This window comes from Kribbella sp. NPDC048837 (assembly GCF_055586945.1).
In genome coordinates this window covers 191,854-210,024 of record NZ_JBVJHF010000008.1, presented here as the reverse complement: position 1 = coordinate 210,024, position 18,171 = coordinate 191,854, and the positions used below count along the sequence as shown (strand labels likewise).

Here is an 18,171-nt window from a genome sequence, read left to right as displayed (position 1 = left end):
AGACCGAAATGTTCCACCGCATCGGGCGCGTCGTCGTCCGTCATCCCATCTGGACGATCGTGGCGTGGATCTTCATCGCCGCCGCGGTCGTCGCCACCGCACCCAGCCTCCCGTCGAGCAGTGACGAGAGCAGCTTTCTTCCCAAGAGTTACGAATCGATCCAGGCCGCGGACCTCCAGCAGAGCGCATTCCCCAGCGCCTTCACGCCGTCCGCGATCGTCCTGTACGGGCGTTCGGACGGTGGCAAGCTCACCCCGGCCGACCTGCAGGACGCGGCGCGCATCACGACCGAACTGGGTCAGAAGAAGATCGACCAGGTCCAGCAGGTCGTTCCCGGGCCGCCGTCGAAGGACGGGCGTTACGTCCTGGGCCTGGTCTCGATGGACACCCAGAACGCCGGTCAGCCGAAGCAACTCGATGCCGCGAAGACGCTGCGTGCGGATGCCAAGGAACTTACGAAGGGTACGCAACTTGACGCCAAGCTCGGCGGTTCGGCAGCGCAAGGCCTCGACCAGCAGGACTCGTCCAACCGGGCCAACGCGCTGACGTTCGCCGGTACGTTCGCGATCATCCTGATCACGCTGCTGATCATCTTCCGCTCGCCGATCCTCGCGGTGCTGCCGCTGCTCGTCCTGATCGCGCTGGTGTCGTCCACGGCCAACGCGCTGATCGCGGACGCGAGCAAGCTCTTCGGGCTCCAGGCGAACAGCTCGATCTCGTCGCTGCTGATCGTCGTACTGCTGGGCGTCGGCACCGACTACTACCTGTTCCTGATGTTCCGGTACCGCGAACGGCTGCGGGCCGGCGACGAGCCCAAGGAGGCCATGATCACCGCGGTCGGCCGGGTCGGCGAGGCGATCGCTTCGGCGGCCGGCGCGGTGATGATCTCGTTCCTCGCGCTCGTCCTGTCGACGCTCGGCTTCCTCCAGCAGATGGGGCCGGCGCTCGCCATCACCGTCGCGGTGACGCTGATCGCCGCACTGACGCTGTTCCCGGCGATCTGCTCGCTGATCCCGCCGCGCGCCCTCTTCTGGCCGTCGAAGGCGTGGCGCAAAGAACCGGCGAACGCGCGGTTCGCGGCGCTCGGCCGCGGCGTGCAGCGTCGTCCCGCCCTCTTCGCCGGTGTCTCGGGCGTGCTCATGGTCGCGCTGGCGCTCGGCACCTTCGGTTTCAAGGCCACGTTCGACCTGGCGTCCGGCTCGATGCCGAAGACCGAGGAGTCGATGGTCGTCCAGACCGAGATGCAGAACGCGTACTCGGCCGGCGCCGCCGAACCGACCTCCGTCTTCGTCACCTCGACCGGCGACGGTCGGCTCGACCAGGCGGCATTGCCCGCGTACGAGCGGAAGCTCGAAGCGGTCCCCGGTGTCGCGGACGTCCAGCCCGCCGCGATCAGCAAGGACGGGCGTACGGCCTACTTCACGGTCACGCTGAAGTACGGGTCGGCCACCGACCAGGCGATCAGCGCGGTCGGCGACGTACGCGAGGTCGCGCACGCCAACGCCCCGGCCGGGACGAAGGCGCTCGTCGGCGGCATGTCGTCGATCTACAAGGACATCGACGCCGCGGTCGACCACGACTACCGCACGGTGTTCCCGCTCGCCGCGCTGCTGATCATGGTCATCCTCGGGTTGCTGCTGCGCAGTGTCGTGGCGCCGTGGTACCTGATGGCCTCGGTCGGGCTGGGGTTCGGTGCCACGCTCGGTGCGACGGTGCTGATCTTCCAGAAGGGGCAGGGGCACTCGGGGCTGATGTTCATGCTGCCGGTGATCATGTACCTGTTCGTCGTTGCCATCGGCACCGACTACAACATTCTGATGATCTCCCGGCTCCGCGAGGAAGCGCGGGAAGGACGCGATCCGCGCGAGGCCGCCAGCATCGCGGTACGGCACGCCGGTCCGACCGTGGCCGCTGCCGGGTTCATCCTGGCGGCTACGTTCGCCACGCTGATGCTGGCCGGCAACTCACTCCTGACCGAGATGGGTTTCGCGGTCTCGTTCGGCATCGTCGTCGCCGCGTTCGTGATGGCGATGTTCTTCACCCCAAGCCTGACCGCGCTGATCGGCCACGCGGCCTGGTGGCCGGGACACGCGGATCGGAAGAAGACCGCGGACGTGGAGAGCGTCGACACCCGCGAACTCGAGCCTTCAGGAAAGAACTGACGGAGAGGTCGGCCAAGGGACACCGCTTCGCGGCGGCTGTCCCTTGGCCGCCTTCGGCGTCGTGCCCGAGCCGCGCTGGGCTTACCCGCTCAGTAGGAACACGGCGGCGGGGCGCCGCTACCTACCTCCGCCGCGCTAGTTCTGGTCGACGCTCCAGTCAGTTTGACCTGATGTCGCTCAGTGAGCTCAGGAGTGGTCGCGCGTTTCCAGTTCGGTGTGGGCGAGGAGCTCCACCAATTGGCCGACCGTTCGCTGGCGCAGCAGAACCTCTGGCAGGGGTTTGTCGACCTGGACTCCGTAGCGGTTGCGGCGGCCGTTCTTGTCCTTGACCACGTATCCGGCTTCCACCAGATCGGTGACGATCCCGAATGCGGCGCGCTCGGTGATGCCGAGCGTGGTCGCGATTTCCCGCAGCCGCACGCCTGGGTCGTGGGCGATACACAGCAACGCCTGCGCGTGGTTCGTCAGGAATCCCCAAGCCATGACACAGAGTATACCGGATGTCCAGATCCAGGAACTCTATTGCCAGTATTGAAATACTAGCGTAGGTTCATTGATGGAACTGGCTTGCGGGTCTACGCGAGCCGCTCCACCACAGGAAGGCACACCATGCGCTGCACGCGCGTCGCTCTCTATGACATCAAGACCGGCACCTTCGACGAGGTAGTCGGCCAGGCCAAGTCCGGGATGGTTCCGCTGTTCAAGAAGAGCAACGGCTTCGTGTCCTACGGAGTTGCCCAGGTCGACAAGAGCGCTTTCGTCTCCATCAGCACCTGGGAAACCAGGGCGCAGGCTGACGCCGCCGCCACCATGGCAGCCGACTGGGTGAAGGCCAACAGTCGGGACCGTTTCACCCTGCGCGACAACTACGTCGGTGACCTCGCCATCGACACCGGCCACCGCGAGCCGGCGCCGACCGCCCGCTAGATCGTCCAGGTAACGAGCCCCGCCGCGCATCGCGGCGGGGCTCGCCCCGTTCCGCCGCGAAGGCGCCGCGACGTGCTGACGTCGAGTCACCGTCATCGACCGCTCCAACCACCGTCTTTGTCCAGGGTGAAGCGATGACATCCGACTGCGCCGCGATCGACGGCACAAGGCGGTTTACCTCGTCGCCGACTCACCCATCGAGGTGTTTCCGGGCCACAGCTCGATGGGACAACACGACGGCGGCTTCTCCATCCATGCCGTCGCCAGGTCTGATGATCCCCAGAGCCGGCTCGTCCGCGACCGCCGGCAGCGTCGCTGAGCAGGCTCGTGTCCTTGGGTCAGCCGACAGTGTTGGCCCAGGGGTAGCGCTGATGGGAAATACGGCCTGCGCCGAGCCCCTACTCCAACTGCGAAGGAGGCGTCGCGGCGGCGGACAACAGCCGGCCCACTCCGCACCCCAGATCGCCTACGAGGTCGGACTCGTACTCGATGCCCACATCATGACCTTCCCGATCGGCCGGCGGCCCCGCCGTCAACCCGTGCAGGCCTCGCGTCCGGAACGCGCGACTCCGAAACCAGCCGAAGAGGTGACGGCGATCATGGTGCGACCACTCGGCGACCGGGCCGGCCGCCATGGCCAGCCCTCCCGGCAGAACCCGGACGAGACGGGCGAGCACCCGCCGGGACCTCTGCGCTGGCTGCCGACCGAACCGTTCGCCCACTTCGAAGACATCTACCGGCGAATAGCCAGATGATGCGCAACCTCGCGGAGGACGTCGACCTGCGCTTGTGGCGGTGCCCGGCTGACATCGAGGAGACCGACGACGCCTACCTGGTCGAGATCGACCTGCTGCCGACGACTCCGTGGCCGATGTGGGTGATCCACCAGGCCCGTCGAAGCAGCGGCCGGCCAGCCATGGGCGCGACCCCGGTGCTGTAGCTCAACGCTGGGGTCCAGGGCAGACGGCCGCTCGCCCGGCGTTACCAAAGCCACCTGCACTGGTCGGGCTCGGCTGGTGTACTCACCCTGTTGGCCGGTCTCCGTGCGGATGGTTGGAGCTCATCAGGTTAAGCGGCGGCTGCACGCTTCTTCTCGAGGCGGTCCTGGACCGGCCACTTCACGTCGCAGGCCCAGCCGAACTGCTCGAATCGTTTGATGAACCAGGCGTTGACGTCGACCTGTCCCTTGAGCACGCCGTGGCGTGCGCAGGTGGGATCGGCGTGGTGGAGGTTGTGCCATGACTCGCCCTGGCTCAGGATCGCGAGCCACCAGACGTTTCCTGACCTGTCCCGGGCCTCGAAGGGTTTCTTGCCGGTGACATGACAGATCGAGTTGATCGAGAACGTGACATGGTGCATCAGGGCGACGCGGACCAGGGTGCCCCAGAAGAATCCGGTAGCGGCACCGTGCCACGACCTGTCCCACAGTCCACCGATAAGCGCAGGTGTCAGCAGGGAGACCGCCGCCAGTCCACGGAAGTGCCGCGAGATCCATGCCATGTCGCGGTCGTTCAGTAGGTCTGGCGCGTAGTGCCTGGGGTCGGCGCGATCCGCACCCCAGAGCACCCACCCGGCATGGGCGAAGATGAATCCCTTGGTCACCGCCCAGGCGGTGGTGCCGTAGCGCCAGGGTGAGTGTGGGTCTCCCTCGCGGTCGGAGAACTTGTGGTGTTTGCGATGGTCGGCCACCCAGCGTATGACCGGTCCTTCGAGCGCCAGGCTGCCGGCGATCGCGAGTCCGATCTTGAGGCCACGCTTGCTCTTGAAGGAGCCGTGGGTGAAGCCGCGGTGGTAGCCGGCGCCGATGCCGGTGGTGGTGATCATGTAGAACACGACCAGGAGGACGATGTCGTGCCAGCCGATCCAGCCACCCCAGGCGAAAAAGATCCCCGGCAGGAGCGCGAGGGTAGGCACGACGATGAACACCCAGATGAGCCCACGCTCAAGTTTTCCGCCGACGGCTTGAAATTCACCCGGAGGCGAATCGCCGAGCCCCGCTGCTGAAGCCATGGTCCACTCCTAGATTCTGGTCTCCTTGGACCGGCACCCGGGCATCCGGGCGTCGCGACCCCGGCCGTTCTTCATCCGGTGGCGATCGTCCGCGCTCGGCGCAGCTCGGCCCCGACATCACGCAGATGGCGGAGGATCGCACCGTACGACTCGAACGCCGAGGCCTCTACGTAGGGCACCTGGTGCGCCGCGCAGAAGTGACGCACCACGGGTTGCGCCATCCGGAGATTGGGGCGCGGCATGCTCGGGAACAGATGGTGCTCGATCTGGTAGTTGAGGCCGCCCAGCACGAAGTCGACGAATCGCCCGCCCCGGACGTTGCGGGAGGTGAGTACCTGCCGCAGCAACGGGTCGGCGGCCTGCTCGGCGGTCAGGACGGGCATCCCCTTGTGGTTGGGGGCGAACGAGCAGCCGAGATAGACACCGAGCAGCCCCTGGTGGATGACGACAAACACGGCCGCCTGCAGCCAGGTCATGGTGGTGACCAGCAAGACGGCATAGCCGCCGAAATGGACGCCGAGCAGGGCGAGCTCCGTGGCTCTGGCCCGGATGCCCGGCTTCAGTAGGTCGCGGACGCTGGAGACATGCAGGTTGAGGGCCTCGAGCAACAGAAGAGGAAAGAACAGCCAGGCCTGGTGACGCGTCAGCCAAGCGGCCGCACCCTTCCTCGCGGCTGCCTGTGTCGTGTCGAATACCAGGATGCCGGGAAGTACATCCGGATCGGCCTCAAGGTCGTTCGGATGGGCGTGGTGGGCGTTGTGCTTGTCGATCCACCAGCCGTAGCTGAGTCCGTTCAGCAGGTTCGCGTTCAGCAGGCCAAGCAGCGTGGTCGGGACGCGCTTGCGAGCTATCTGGTGGTGACCGGCGTCGTGGCCGAAGAAGCCGATCTGCGCCGACACGATCGCCAGCGCAACCGCGAGCAGCATCAGCCACCAGGAGTCGCGCAGCAGCGCCATCGCGGTCACGACGCCACCGAGCGCGATCACGTTGGCGATCAGCCGGACGGTGTAAAACCCCGGTCGGCGACGCTGCAAGCCGAGGCGGCGGATCTCCCGGGCCAGTTCGGCGTAACCGCTGGTGGCCGGGGTGGCATTGGTACCTCGCACGCTGATCGACATCCCTGGACTCCGTTGGGTCGCGTCCTCGCCACCAGGTCCAGGGCAGCCGTCCACCTCAGCATACGCCGGAATGGCTCGGGCGAAGGTTGTCCAGATCAGGTCATCCGTGTGATCTATCCGCTGCTCGCGCGCTTGCGGCGGGAGGGGCTGGTGGAGACGAGTTGGCAGGAGTCCGAGTCCGGCCCACCGCGGCGGTACTACAAGTCCACGACTGAGGGCAGTCAGGCATTGGCGGCGTTCACGGCGGACTGGGAACGGTTTCGTACGTCGGTTGACGCGATCTTGCAGAGCGGGAGACGGGGATGAACGTGCAACATGAGGGCGACCGACTGGTCGACGCCTACTTGAAGTATCTGGCCGACGCGGCCGAGTCGCTGCCGGCGGAACGGCGCGAGGAACTCGTCGCGGAGGTGACCTCGCACATCGCAGAAGCGCGTGCGTCGGGTGCGGCGTCGGAGAGCGAGGTCCGGGAGGTTCTGCAGCGGCTCGGGGATCCTGACGACATTGTTGCGGCCGCGACCGACGGGCTGGTCCTGGTTGATGTCCCGCCGCGGTTGCGGATCCGGGAGTTCGGCGCGCTCGTGCTGCTGTGGCTCGGGCCGTTCGTGCTGGTGATCGGCTGGGTGGTCGGCGTCTGGTTGCTGTGGGCATCTGATCGCTGGACCCGTGCCGAGAAGTCGGTGGGTACGCTTGCGTGGCCGCTCGGTTACGCCGCCGCCCTGGCCGGTGAGGTCCTCGCGTTCCCGCTGTGGCTGAGCATCCTGGCCGCCAACCTGACTGTGCTCGCCGTCCTCGTCGTACTGGCCAGGAACGCCCGTCCAGGACGGGCCGGCATCCGCGCAGCCGAGGTCAAGCCGGTTGCCGCAGGCAACAGCTAGGTCGGGAGGGCGGGGATGAACGTGTGGTGTGCCGGGCGAATTGGTCGGGAATGCCGGTCGCGAGCTGTCGGGTAGATCTCGCTCGTCAGCAATTTCTGCTCTCGGTGCCCCGGGTTTCAGTCGAAGGCGCACATCACCCTGGCCCGGGACACCGATTTGCGCGCGCCGCCGAAGACGGCAAAAGAACAGGCGGTGTCCTTTGCGTGAGCATCTAGACCTCGTGGGCTAGCCACTTCTGGTTGATCTCGGACTGGAGGTCGACCTCGTGGTGGTGGGCGAAGAGGAGTAGTTGGCAGAAGACGTCGGCGAATTCCTGGTGGAAGGCTGCCTGGATCTCGGGTGCGGTGAGTCCTTTGGTGCGGGCGCGGCCGGTGTGCTGGAGGTAGGCCTGGGTCAGCTCGCCGACTTCCTCCTGCAGTTTGAGGAGGAACCAGTCCGGGTCGCGCTCGAACCCGAGCACCTCGCCGTACCGCACCGACAGCTTTTCCAACCGCTCAGCCAACTCCGTGAGATCCACGGGTCCACCCAAGCAGCCCCCACCGACAGCTACTTGCCGGCGTCGACCGGCGGAGTCGGGTCGGGCGCGGGTACGTCGACCTGTGGGTCGGAGTTGGGGTCTGGTTCGGCCGGGATGTCCGGCTGGTCGACGGTGGGGAAGTTGTCGGGGGCGGTGGCCCAGACGGCGGCGGCCGCGCGGGCCGCGTCGGCGGCGTCGGTCTGGCGCTCGTAGTTCTTGATGTCGAGGGCGTACGCCTTCACCACCGCGGACAGGTCCTTGCGGAGCTGCCGGTGCACCCAGAGGGCGTAGGCCTGCGTGCGGGCCTCGATGAAGTTCTTGAGTTCCTGCATCTGGGCGGGGGTCATGTCGTCCTCCGAAGAGCCTGGGGTGAAGTCGCCACGGGCGATCGCGGCACGAGCGGCCGGTCCGGGGCAGTCGGTCGGGTCCGGGCGGACCGCGGAGTGCGGCCGGATCGCCGTACCGCGGGGATAGATCCGGCGGAAGTCGGCGATCACCGCGCGGGTGGTCGCCTTCATCGCCGCGGTCGGCTGCTCGCCGGTGACCAGGATGAGCAGGATCGCGCCGTACCGCTCGTTCACGTCGGTGTCGCCGTTCGCGCCGGACTGGGTGCGCAGGCCGCGCAGCGTCCAGGCCCGGCCGGCCTGGTCGACCGCGACCTGGTACGCGATGTCGGACCAGCCGCGGGTGTCCATGTGGTAGTCCTGCCACCCGCGCAACGCCGACGCGACCGCCGTCTTGCTGTGGATAACGCTTGTCGACCCGGTCCCGGGCCAGTGGATCACCGCGCCCTCGACCCTGGACACGGTCAAGTTGCCCGGCCCGCTGGTCGGCGGTCGCGCGTTCCACGCGGACCGGGGCAGATAAACGACCATCAATGCTCCTCACATGCCTCACGGCACCGCATACCCACCGCTGGCGCTCAGTAATCAACCGATCACACTGGGCACGCGATCGTCAAGCGATGGCGCCATCCTTTCAGCACCGAGGCGCATTCGTCTGGACGCCAGGATCTTGACATCGTTGTCTCGACTTGATGAGCTTCCGCGTGGCACATCTCTGAAACGTTTCCAACTGTTGGCTGGGCGGGCCTGCACCGAGGCACACGAGGAGTTCGATGATGGTCGTGAAACGTTCGGCGCGCGTCCTGCGCGCAGTCCTGTCCGGCGCGGCGGTGCTGGCCCTGGGCATGGGCACGGCACTGCCGGCCGGAGCCGATCCGGGCAACGGGGCCGACGGGCCGACCGCGGTCGCGCGGGCCCGGGTCGCGGCCGACGTGCTGATGAGTTCGTACGAGCCGGTGAAGGCGTGGTTTCCCTCGAGCTGGTGGAACTCGGCGGTCGCGTTGCAGACGATCGGCGACTACATGCAGCGCACCGGAGACCGGCGCTACCTGTCCCAGCTGGACAACACGTTCGAGAAGGACAAGGGCGTGTTCCCGGCCGGGTATCTCTCGGGCGATCCGCTGCTCGGCAACTTCACCAGTCGCGCGATCGACGATTCCGAGTGGTGGGGGCTGACCTGGATCCAGGCCTACGACCTCACCAAGAACCGCAAGTACCTCGACATGGCGGTCACGATCGCCGAGTACGTCGAGGGCTACTGGGACAACACCTGCGGCGGCGGTGTCTGGTGGGATGGGGAGCGGACGTACAAGAACGCCGTCACCAACGGCCTCTGGATCCGGCTCACCGCCGAGCTGCACAACCGGCTGCCTGGTGACCGCCGGTGGATCGGCCGGGCGCAGGAAGGATGGAACTGGCTCACCGGCAGCGGCATGATCAACTCGAATGGCCTGGTCAACGACGGCCTGAACACCAGCAGCTGCGAGAACAACGGCGGCACGGTGTGGAGCTACAACCAGGGGCTGGCGATCGGTGCCGGCCTGGAGCTGTGGCGGGCGACCCGCGATCCCAAGCTGCTGACCACCGTACGGCGGCTGGCCGACGCGTCGATCGCAGCCGGCGGACTGGTGTCGGACGGCGTACTGACCGAGTACTGCGATGCGCCGGACCGTCAGTGCGACGACAACGGGAAGCAGTTCAAGGGCATCTTCATGCGGTACTGGATGGATCTCGCCGACACCACTCATGACGCGCGGTACGCCGCCTTCGTCCAGCAGCAGGCGACCAGTGTGTGGGACAACGACCGGGATGCGTCCGGGCGACTGGGTGAGCGGTGGTCCGGTCTGACGAATGCCGACCACCCGAACGCGTTCGACTGGCGCACGCAGGCCAGTGCGTTGAGTGCGCTGATCGCCGCCGTACCGAAGCAGACGCCCGACCGGTCGTTGTCGGCGACGATGAGTCCTGCGCACCCGGTGGTGATGCCGGCGAGCGGTGGCGCGACCCATGTCAAGCTCGAGGTCGCTCTGCAGGCGACTGCGCCGGCTGGTCCTCTTGCGGTCGACGTGCGGGCGACGGCGCCTGCCGGGTGGACGGTGACGCCGGCGCGGGCGACGACCACGCTGCGTCCGCGCGGGAACGCCGTACCTGCGAAGTCGAGTGTCCAGTTGGATGTGACGATCCCCGCGGGCACGGCGGACGGGCGCTACGCGGTGACCGCGACAGCGACGTCAGGTAGCCAGCTGGCGTTCACTGCGCAGGCCGACATCCTGGTGGCGCGGAACGTCGACTTCGACACGGGTACGGCGGCCGAGACGCCGTGGTTGTGGGACGCGGACGGCTCGCAGAGCAACGGGGTCCAGAACCGGTTCGCGGACGGCAATGCGTACTTCGTCTACCGCTTCCCGTTCCCGGCCGACACGGCCGCGGCGCATGCGACGCTGACGATCGACAACGAGTACGTCGTCCAGGTCAGCGGTGACGGTCAGCACTGGACCACAGTCCTGACCGAGACCCGCCAAATCCACGACGGCGAGAACAAGGCCGACCAGACGATCGACCTGACCCCGTACCTCGGCCCGGACAAGTCCGCCTACATCCGAGTCTCCGACTCCTTCCCCACCGACGGCTGGGGCGGCCGCGTCTACCACGTAAGCGCCGGCTACACCGGTCAGCCCTGACCCCTCGGGCGACCTGACCGGGTGCGCCCGGTCAGGTCGCCGAACCCTGCAGCACCTGTCCGCATCTCCGGCTGCACCACCGGTAGACGTTCTCTGGCGCCGATCACGTTGGCTCGGGACAGCGGTCTGCGCCTGCCGCCGGAGGCGGCCGGAAGGCAGCCGCCGCCGAAGGCGGTGTCCTTTGCGCGGCTAGGCGTTCCTCAGCAGGGGTAGGAGTTGGTCGCCTACGCGGATGGTTTCTTCGCGGTACGGGGTGTCGGAGAGGATCAAGTGGGTGATGCCGAGGTCCTGGTACTTGCGGAGGGACTTCGCGACGTCGTCCGCTGAGCCTACGAGCCACGTCGTACCGGCACCGCCCCCGCCGTACTTCCCGGGGGCGGTGTAGAGGTTGTCGTCGAGGACCTCGCCGCGCTCGGCGAGCTCGAGGAGGCGCTGCTGACCGACCGCCTTGAACCAGCGGCGGTCCTTGGAGCCGTGCGCCTCGGCCATCTTCGCGACCTTCGCCTCCGCGTCGGCCCAGGCCTCCTCGGTGGTGTCGCGGACGAGCGTGGTGATCCGCAGCCCGAACTCCAACGGCGCGTGCTCGCGCTCCAACTCCGACTCCAGCTGCCGCAGCTTGCTGATCCGCTCGGCGATCCCGTCCAGCGGCTCACCCCAGAACAGCTGTACGTCGGCATCCGTCGCGGCCACCCGCTGCGCCGCCTCCGACGCGCCCCCGAAGTACAGCCGCGGATGCGAACGAGCTTCCCGTACGACGGGACGCGTCGCGACCGTGGACCCGGTGACCGAGAAGTGCTCGCCGGTGAAGGTCACGTCCTCCTCGGTCCACAGGCGCCGTACCAACTGCAGGAACTCACGCGTCCGCGCGTACCGCTGAGCCTGATCGCCCTCGGAGTCGCCGTACGCCGCGAGGTTGTCCTGGCCCGACACGATGTTGATCAGCAGCCGTCCGCCGGTCAGCTGGTCCAGCGTCCCCGCCGCCGAGGCGAAATGCGCCGGCTGCCAGTACCCCGGCCGGATCGCGACCAGCGGCTGGAAGGTCGTCGTCCGCGCGGCCAGCGCCGTCGCGACCGTGAACGTGTCCGGCCGGCCCCACCCGGTGCCGAGGAGCGCGCCGGCCCAGCCGTGGTCCTCGGCAAGCCTGGCCAGCTCGGTCAGCCGGTCGAGGCTGTTGTGTCCCTGGACGGTGTCGTCCCCGCGGTGACCGGGATCGACCTGGTTCGGGATGTACCAGAGGAAAGTCATGGAAACCAGTTTATGTTCACCGTATTAGTGGACTTTGGGCCGTCTCGCGGTCTGGTCAAGCCGACCGTGCGGGCTGACGCTGGAGTCATGACTGTGCAGGCGTTGAGCGCGCAGCAGCGGGCGGCGCGGGGGAAGGCAGTGCGGAAGGACGTGCCGTTGGACTCGCACGCGGAGTTCCGGCCGGGCAAGAGGCGGGATCCGATCGGGCTGCTGATCAGCCAGGCGGAGGGACGGGTTCCGGAACTGGTGCCGATCCGGCACGGGCGGATGCTGGTGTCGCCGTTCACGTTCTATCGCGGTGCGGCCATGATCATGGCGGCGGACCTGGCGCGGATGCCTTCGACCGGGCTGTCGGTCCAGCTCTGCGGCGACGCGCACCTGTCGAACTTCGGCGCGTACGCCTCGCCGGAGCGGCGGTTGGTGTTCGACATCAACGACTTCGACGAGACGCTGCCCGGGCCGTTCGAGTGGGACGTCAAACGGCTGGCGACGAGCTTCGTGGTGGCGGGCCGGGACAACGGCTTCAGTGCGAAGAAGTGCCGGCGCCTCGCGCGGATCGCCGTACGGAGCTATCGCGAGGCGATGCGCGAGCTGGCGCGGCAGTCGATCCTCAAGGTCTGGTACACGCGCCTCGACGTCGAGGACATGATCGCGCAGTACCAGGCGACACTGTCGCCGGCCGAGCGCAAGCGGCGGAAGGCCGAGCTCAGGACTGCCCACAAGAGCCTCGCGAAGGCGTACACCCGCGACAACCTGCAGGCGATCGGGAAGCTCACCACTATGGTGGACGGCCGCCGGCGGATCGTTTCCGATCCACCGCTGGTGATGCCGCTCAACGAGCTCGCGGGTATCGACAGCGAGCTCGTGCTCGACCAGCTGGAGGCGCTCGTCGCGGACTATCGCGCCACCTTGCAGCAGGATCGCCGGCACCTGCTCGATCACTTCCGGCTCACGGACGTCGCCCACAAGGTGGTCGGCGTCGGCAGCGTGGGCACCCGGGCGTGGATCTTGCTGCTGGAGTCGACCGTCGCGGACGAAGCCCTGCTCCTGCAGGCCAAGCAGGCCGGTCCCTCCGTGCTGAGCGAGTACGCCGGTGCCTCGGAGCATACGAACCAGGGGGAGCGTGTGGTCGCGGGCCAACGGCTCATGCAGGCCGCCAGCGACATCTTCCTCGGCTGGCTGCACGCCGACGCCCCGGACGGCGCGCAGGACTACTACCTGCGGCAACTCCGCGACTGGAAGATGTCCGCCGAGATCGAGCAGCTGAACCCGAAGGCCATGAAGCTCTACGCCCAGCTCTGCGGCTGGACCCTGGCCCGAGCCCACGCCCGCTCCGGCGACCGCTTCGCGATCGCGGCGTACCTCGGCAAGTCCCAACGCTTCGACCGCGCCGTCGCCGACTTCGCCACGGCGTACGCCGACCAGAACGACCGCGACCACGCAGCCCTCTCCCAAGCCATCACCACCGGCCGCCTCCAGGCCCTGGAAGGCCTCTGACTCAGTAGCAGGGTTCATGGGCTTCAGTTTGTTTCCGTGTTGGACGGAAACAGGGGGACGGACGAGGATGCTGGAAACGTTCCCGAGGGTCGGAGGGTCGGATGACGACGGCGCAGCGTTCGCTTGGCGTGGGTGGTCCGGTGGTGAGTGCGCTCGGGATGGGGTGCTGGGCGATCGGTGGGCCGCACGCGCGGCAGGGGAGTCCGGTGGGGTGGGGAGTGATCGACGACGCGGAGTCGAAGCGCGCGCTGCGGCGTGCGTACGACCTCGGCGTCACGTTCTTCGACACGGCCGACGTCTACGGGTGCGGGCACAGCGAGAAGCTGATCGCGGCCGCGCTCGGTGATGTCCGGGACGAGATCGTGATCGCGTCCAAGGCCGGTTACACGTACGTCGAGGAGACGCGGGAGGCACCGGGGGAGAACGGCGACCCGGACTACATCCGCTGGGCCTGCGACGAGTCGCTCCGCCGGCTCGGGACCGACCGGATCGACCTGTACCAGTTCCACCTCGGCGGCTACGACCTGGCGAAGGCGGACGACGTACTCGCGGTGTTCGAGGAGCTGGTCGCCGCCGGCAAGGTCCGGGCGATCGGCTGGAGCACGGACAGCCCCGAGCGGGCCGCGGTGTTCGCGAAAAGCGCGCACTGCAAGGCGATCCAGCAGCACTTCAACGTGTTCGGCGGCAACGACGAGGTGCTCGAGCTGTGTGAGCAGAGCGGTCTCGCGAGCATCGTCCGCGGTCCGCTCGGCATGGGCCTGCTGACCGGCAAGTTCACGCAGGACAGCAGCCTGCCGGCGGACGACGTACGGCACGGGTGGAACTTCCGGACCGGCGACCAGGCGGAGTCCCTCCGCCGCCTCGACGCTATCCGCGACGTACTGACGTCGGACGGCCGCACCCTCGCCCAAGGCGCTCTCGCCTGGCTCTGGGCCCGCAGCGAAGCCTTCATCCCGATCCCCGGCTTCAAAACCGTCGCCCAGGTCGAGGAGAACGCCGGCGCCTTGGCGCACGGCCCGCTGACCTCCGACCAACTCGCCGAGGTGAGCACGATCCTCACCCGGCCATAGCCGGTCGATTCCTTTGCGCGGTGGCGGGGGTCTACCTGGTAAACGGCCGGCCCGCCGGACGGGCCGGTCATGCCGAGGAAGGAATGGTGATCGCCCATGAGCATCCCCGCCACCATGCGCGCCCTGCAGCAGACGTCCCTTAACGGTCCGCGGGACATGCGCCTGATCAGGGACGCGCCGGTACCGGTCCCTGGCCGGGGGGAGATCCTGATCCGGGTGGCCGCCACCGGGATCAACTTCGCCGACATCTCGAAGGCTCATGGCACGTTCCTGGATGGTCCCAGGCCGCCGTACCTGGCCGGTTTCGAGGCTGTCGGCGAGGTCGTCGCAGTGGGCGAGGAGGTGACCGGCCCGTGCCCGGGGACTCGCGTCATCGGCGTCGGAGACGGTGCTTTCGCCGAATACATGGTGTTGCCCGCGGCCGCTGCGGCACCGGTGCCCGCGGGCTGGACAGAGCAGCAGGCGCTGGGCATGGTCGTCAATTGGCCCACCGCGCTGGCCGCACTCAAGCCTCTGGGTGGCATCGCTGCCGGGCAGACCGTGGTGATCCACGCCGCGGCGGGCGCGACCGGCCAGGCCGCGGTGAGAATGGCCAAGCACTACGGCGCAACGGTCATCGCCACCGCCTCTCCGGGCAAGCACGAGACAGTGCTCGCGCTGGGCGCGGACCACGCGCTGGACTCCGTCGGCGGCGACCTCGTCGCCGAGGTGCTGCGGCTGACCAGCGGCGCCGGTGCCGATCTGGTGTTGGAGTCGGCAGGCGGCACCACCTTCGAGGCCAGCCTGGCCGTGGCCAAACGGGTGACCGGCCGGGTCATCGTCTACGGCCTGGCAGGCGGCAGAGCCACGATCACCAACTGGGATCTGGTGTACAGGCACCAGATCCACGTCATCGGCCTGAACCTCGGCGTACTGATCCAGGCCGCACCGCAGATCTTCGGTGAAGTCATGGCCGAGCTGTCCGTGCTCATCGCTGCCGGCGTACTCACCCCCGGCCGGCCCACCGCCTACGACTTGGTCGACGGCCCGAAAGCGCTCGCGGAACTGGAAGCCAGGGCCACCATCGGCAAGCTGGCCCTGGTGCCGTGAGCCGCACCATCCGTCGGCCTAAGCTCGCCGCATGACGGCGCAGCTGCGGGCGACTCCGAGCCAGGATCGGTTCACCGCCGAGACGGAGCGGTATCGGCGGGAGTTGCTGGCGCACTGCTACCGCATGGTGGGCTCGGCGCACGACGCCGAGGACCTGGTGCAGGAGACGTACCTACGGGCGTGGCGGTCGTACGCCGGATTCGAGGGTCGCTCGTCGATCCGGTCCTGGCTGTACAAGATCGCCACCAACGTCTGCCTGAGGGCGTTGGAGCCACGCCGCATCCGCGTGCTGCCGTCCGGACTGGCCGGCCCGTGCGACGATCCGGACCGGGTGCCGAGTCCTGTTGCGCCCGGCGAGATCTCGTGGCTGGAACCGTTGCCGGACGCGTGGATCGCCTCGCCCCCCGATGATCCGGCCGCGGTGGTGGTCGCGCGGGAGTCCGTACGGCTGGCGCTCGTCGCGAGCTTGCAGCACCTGCCCGCCCGTCAGCGCGCGATCCTCATCCTGCGCGAGGTGCTGGCCTTCTCCGCCGCCGAGACCGCGGAAGTCCTCGACACCACCACCGCCGCGGTGAAGAGCGGTCTGCAGCGGGCCCGCGCCCGACTGAACGAGCTGGGGACGGAGCCGGCGGAACTGCTCGAACCGACCGACCAGCGGGCACGCGCGCTGCTGGACGGGTACATCGCCGCCTTCGAGCGGTCCGACGCTGCCCTGCTGGAGAAGGTGCTGCGGACGGACGCCACGCTGGAGGCGACGCCATTCCGCGACTGGCAGGCAGGCCGGGCGATGTGCATCCACGTGCTGGACGCGTATGTGCTGGGTACGCCGGGCGACTGGCGGATGCTCGCGACCACCGCCAACGGCCAGCCCGCGGCCGTCGTCTACCACCGGGCCGCGGACGGCGTGCTCCGGGCGAACGGTGCCGTGGTGCTGGCCACCACCGCCACCGGGGTCACCCAGGCGGTCGCGTTCCACCACGATCCCGCCCTGGTCGCCCTGTTCGGCTTCCCGGATGTGTATCCGGACTGATCCCGGCCTGACGACCGAGGCCCCCACCCGCCAGAGCGGATGGGGGCCTCGTCTTGGTGCGGACGAACTCAGACGTCGTAGTAGAGCTCGAACTCGTGCGGGTGGGGGCGGAGCTGGATGGGGGCGATCTCCTGCTCGCGCTTGAGGTCGACCCAGGTCTCGATCAGGTCGGAGGTGAAGACGTCGCCCTCGAGCAGGAAGGCGTGGTCGGCCTCGAGGGAGTCGATCACGGCCGGCAGGGAGGTGGGGACCTGCGGGATGCCCGCGTGCTCCTCCGGCGGCAGCTCGTAGAGGTCCTTGTCGACCGGGTCGGCCGGCTCGATCTTGTTGCGGATGCCGTCCAGGCCGGCCAGCAGCTGGGCCGAGAAGGCCAGGTACGGGTTGGCGGACGGGTCCGGGCAGCGGAACTCGATCCGCTTCGCCTTCGGGTTCGACCCGGTGATCGGGATCCGGATGCAGGCCGAGCGGTTGCGCTGCGAGTAGACCAGGTTGACCGGCGCCTCGAAGCCCGGGACCAGGCGGTGGTAGGAGTTCACCGTCGGGTTGGTGAAGGCCAGCAGCGACGGGGCGTGCTTGAGCAGGCCGCCGATGTACCAGCGGGCGATGTCGGACAGGCCGCCGTACCCGGACTCGTCGTAGAACAGCGCGTCGCCACCGGAGAACAGCGACTGGTGGACGTGCATGCCGGAGCCGTTGTCACCGAAGATCGGCTTCGGCATGAAGGTCGCCGTCTTGCCGGCCGCCCAGGCGGTGTTCTTGACGATGTACTTGAACTTCTGCAGGTTGTCCGCGGTCTTCAGCAGCTCGTCGAAGCGGAAGTTGATCTCCGCCTGACCGGCGGTGCCGACCTCGTGGTGGGCGCGCTCGACGACCAGCCCGGCCTTCTCCAGGTTCAGCGTGATCTGGTCGCGCAGGTCGCCGAAGTGGTCGGTCGGCGCGACCGGGAAGTAGCCACCCTTGTAGCGGACCTTGTACCCGCGGTTGCCGCCGTCCTCGACCCGGCCGGTGTTCCAGGCGCCGGCGACCGAGTCGATCGAGTAGTAGCCGGAGTTCTGCTTGGTCTCGAACCGGACGTCGTCGAAGACGTAGAACTCGGCCTCGGGCGCGAAGAACGCGGTGTCCGCGATGCCGGTCGACTTCAGGTACTCCTGCGCCTTCCGCGCGATGTTGCGCGGGTCACGCGAGTACGCCTCGCCGGTCAGCGGGTCGTGGACGAAGAAGTTGATCGCCAGCGTCTTCGTCCCACGGAACGTGTCGAGGAAGGCGGTGGTCGGGTCGGGCAGCAGCTTCATGTCGGATTCGTGGATCTGCTGGAACCCGCGCACCGACGAACCGTCGAACATCAGGCCCTCTTCGAAGACCTCGGGCCCGAACGACGACACCGGGACGGTGAAGTGCTGCATGATGCCCGGCAGGTCGGAGAACCGGACATCGATGATCTCGATGCCCTCGTCCTTGACGTAGGCGAGCAGCTCCTCAGCGCTGGAAAACATACGTACTCCTAGGGTGGCTCAGAGATTGATCTGAACGTAGGGCCTCGGCATTACTCGGTCGTGACCCCAATGTTTCGCGGATGTTACGCCCAGCGTGTCCGCGCTGACCC

The 18,171-nt window shown here is 67.9% G+C and carries 18 protein-coding genes; 11 read left to right on the top strand and 7 right to left on the bottom strand.

All coding sequences use genetic code 11. The features are described 5' to 3' along the window. Window positions 1–8: 8 nt before the first annotated feature. Complete coding sequence (locus ACZ6O0_RS33285) at window positions 9–2,162, top strand: MMPL family transporter (RefSeq protein WP_465768992.1); 2,154 nt, start codon at window positions 9–11, stop codon at window positions 2,160–2,162. Between the two features lie 186 nt (window positions 2,163–2,348). On the opposite strand, the gene ACZ6O0_RS33280 is transcribed toward ACZ6O0_RS33285, so the two are convergent. Then, on the bottom strand, window positions 2,349–2,645 hold the full coding sequence (locus ACZ6O0_RS33280) for a helix-turn-helix transcriptional regulator (protein ID WP_465768991.1): 297 nt from the start codon (window positions 2,643–2,645) through the stop codon (window positions 2,349–2,351). A gap of 126 nt (window positions 2,646–2,771) precedes the next feature. Between ACZ6O0_RS33280 and ACZ6O0_RS33275 the strand changes: the two genes are divergently transcribed. From ACZ6O0_RS33275 to ACZ6O0_RS33265, 3 genes are all read left to right on the top strand, one after another. Continuing rightward, window positions 2,772–3,089: a hypothetical protein gene (locus ACZ6O0_RS33275; protein WP_465768990.1), complete on the top strand. Its 318-nt coding sequence runs from the start codon at window positions 2,772–2,774 to the stop codon at window positions 3,087–3,089. Between the two features lie 371 nt (window positions 3,090–3,460). Then, a complete protein-coding gene (locus tag ACZ6O0_RS33270) occupies window positions 3,461–3,844 on the top strand; it encodes a hypothetical protein (RefSeq protein WP_465768989.1) in 384 nt (127 codons plus the stop codon). Further along, window positions 3,841–4,029 (top strand): hypothetical protein, encoded by a 189-nt coding sequence (locus ACZ6O0_RS33265; protein WP_465768988.1) that lies wholly within the window; start codon window positions 3,841–3,843, stop codon window positions 4,027–4,029. The genes ACZ6O0_RS33270 and ACZ6O0_RS33265 overlap by 4 nt, the downstream gene beginning before the upstream one ends. 128 nt (window positions 4,030–4,157) lie before the next feature. On the opposite strand, the gene ACZ6O0_RS33260 is transcribed toward ACZ6O0_RS33265, so the two are convergent. Beyond that, window positions 4,158–5,003, bottom strand: a complete 846-nt coding sequence (locus ACZ6O0_RS33260; RefSeq protein WP_465768987.1) for an acyl-CoA desaturase — start codon at window positions 5,001–5,003, stop codon at window positions 4,158–4,160. Window positions 5,004–5,170: 167 nt separating this feature from the next. Then, a complete protein-coding gene (locus ACZ6O0_RS33255) occupies window positions 5,171–6,217 on the bottom strand; it encodes a fatty acid desaturase family protein (protein ID WP_465768986.1) in 1,047 nt (348 codons plus the stop codon). A 108-nt stretch (window positions 6,218–6,325) separates the two neighbouring features. Here ACZ6O0_RS33255 and ACZ6O0_RS33250 point away from each other — a divergent pair, with 108 nt between their 5' ends. Both ACZ6O0_RS33250 and ACZ6O0_RS33245 read left to right on the top strand, forming a co-directional pair. Further along, entirely contained in the window at window positions 6,326–6,523 is a 198-nt protein-coding gene (locus tag ACZ6O0_RS33250; protein ID WP_465768985.1) for a PadR family transcriptional regulator, read from the top strand. Beyond that, entirely contained in the window at window positions 6,520–7,095 is a 576-nt protein-coding gene (locus ACZ6O0_RS33245) for an HAAS signaling domain-containing protein (protein WP_465768984.1), read from the top strand. Before ACZ6O0_RS33250 ends, ACZ6O0_RS33245 begins: the two co-directional genes overlap by 4 nt. A gap of 211 nt (window positions 7,096–7,306) precedes the next feature. Here the strand turns inward: ACZ6O0_RS33245 and ACZ6O0_RS33240 are convergent, their stop codons facing one another. Both ACZ6O0_RS33240 and ACZ6O0_RS33235 read right to left on the bottom strand, forming a co-directional pair. Next, entirely contained in the window at window positions 7,307–7,612 is a 306-nt protein-coding gene (locus tag ACZ6O0_RS33240) for a pyrophosphatase (protein WP_465768983.1), read from the bottom strand. 29 nt (window positions 7,613–7,641) lie between these two features. Then, window positions 7,642–8,487: a peptidoglycan recognition protein family protein gene (locus tag ACZ6O0_RS33235; RefSeq protein ID WP_465768982.1), complete on the bottom strand. Its 846-nt coding sequence runs from the start codon at window positions 8,485–8,487 to the stop codon at window positions 7,642–7,644. A gap of 242 nt (window positions 8,488–8,729) precedes the next feature. Here ACZ6O0_RS33235 and ACZ6O0_RS33230 point away from each other — a divergent pair, with 242 nt between their 5' ends. After that, a complete protein-coding gene (locus tag ACZ6O0_RS33230) occupies window positions 8,730–10,637 on the top strand; it encodes a glycoside hydrolase family 76 protein (protein ID WP_465768981.1) in 1,908 nt (635 codons plus the stop codon). 189 nt (window positions 10,638–10,826) lie between these two features. Here ACZ6O0_RS33230 and ACZ6O0_RS33225 read toward each other — a convergent pair whose 3' ends face one another. After that, a complete protein-coding gene (locus ACZ6O0_RS33225) occupies window positions 10,827–11,882 on the bottom strand; it encodes an LLM class flavin-dependent oxidoreductase (protein WP_465768980.1) in 1,056 nt (351 codons plus the stop codon). Window positions 11,883–11,969: 87 nt separating this feature from the next. On the opposite strand from ACZ6O0_RS33225, the gene ACZ6O0_RS33220 reads away from it, so the two are divergent. The 4 genes from ACZ6O0_RS33220 (at window position 11,970) to ACZ6O0_RS33205 (ending at window position 16,568) form a co-directional block, all read left to right on the top strand. Next, window positions 11,970–13,379 carry a DUF2252 domain-containing protein gene (locus tag ACZ6O0_RS33220; protein ID WP_465768979.1) on the top strand — a complete coding sequence of 470 codons (1,410 nt, stop codon included), beginning with the start codon at window positions 11,970–11,972 and terminating at the stop codon, window positions 13,377–13,379. 101 nt (window positions 13,380–13,480) lie between these two features. Further along, entirely contained in the window at window positions 13,481–14,449 is a 969-nt protein-coding gene (locus ACZ6O0_RS33215) for an aldo/keto reductase (RefSeq protein WP_465768978.1), read from the top strand. 96 nt (window positions 14,450–14,545) lie between these two features. Next, window positions 14,546–15,538 carry a zinc-binding dehydrogenase gene (locus tag ACZ6O0_RS33210; RefSeq protein WP_465768977.1) on the top strand — a complete coding sequence of 331 codons (993 nt, stop codon included), beginning with the start codon at window positions 14,546–14,548 and terminating at the stop codon, window positions 15,536–15,538. A 31-nt stretch (window positions 15,539–15,569) separates the two neighbouring features. After that, window positions 15,570–16,568, top strand: coding sequence for an RNA polymerase subunit sigma-70 (locus ACZ6O0_RS33205; protein WP_465768976.1), 999 nt, complete (start codon window positions 15,570–15,572; stop codon window positions 16,566–16,568). Window positions 16,569–16,636: 68 nt separating this feature from the next. On the opposite strand, the gene glnA is transcribed toward ACZ6O0_RS33205, so the two are convergent. Further along, a complete protein-coding gene (gene glnA, locus ACZ6O0_RS33200; protein WP_465768975.1) occupies window positions 16,637–18,061 on the bottom strand; it encodes a type I glutamate--ammonia ligase in 1,425 nt (474 codons plus the stop codon). Window positions 18,062–18,171: the final 110 nt, after the last annotated feature.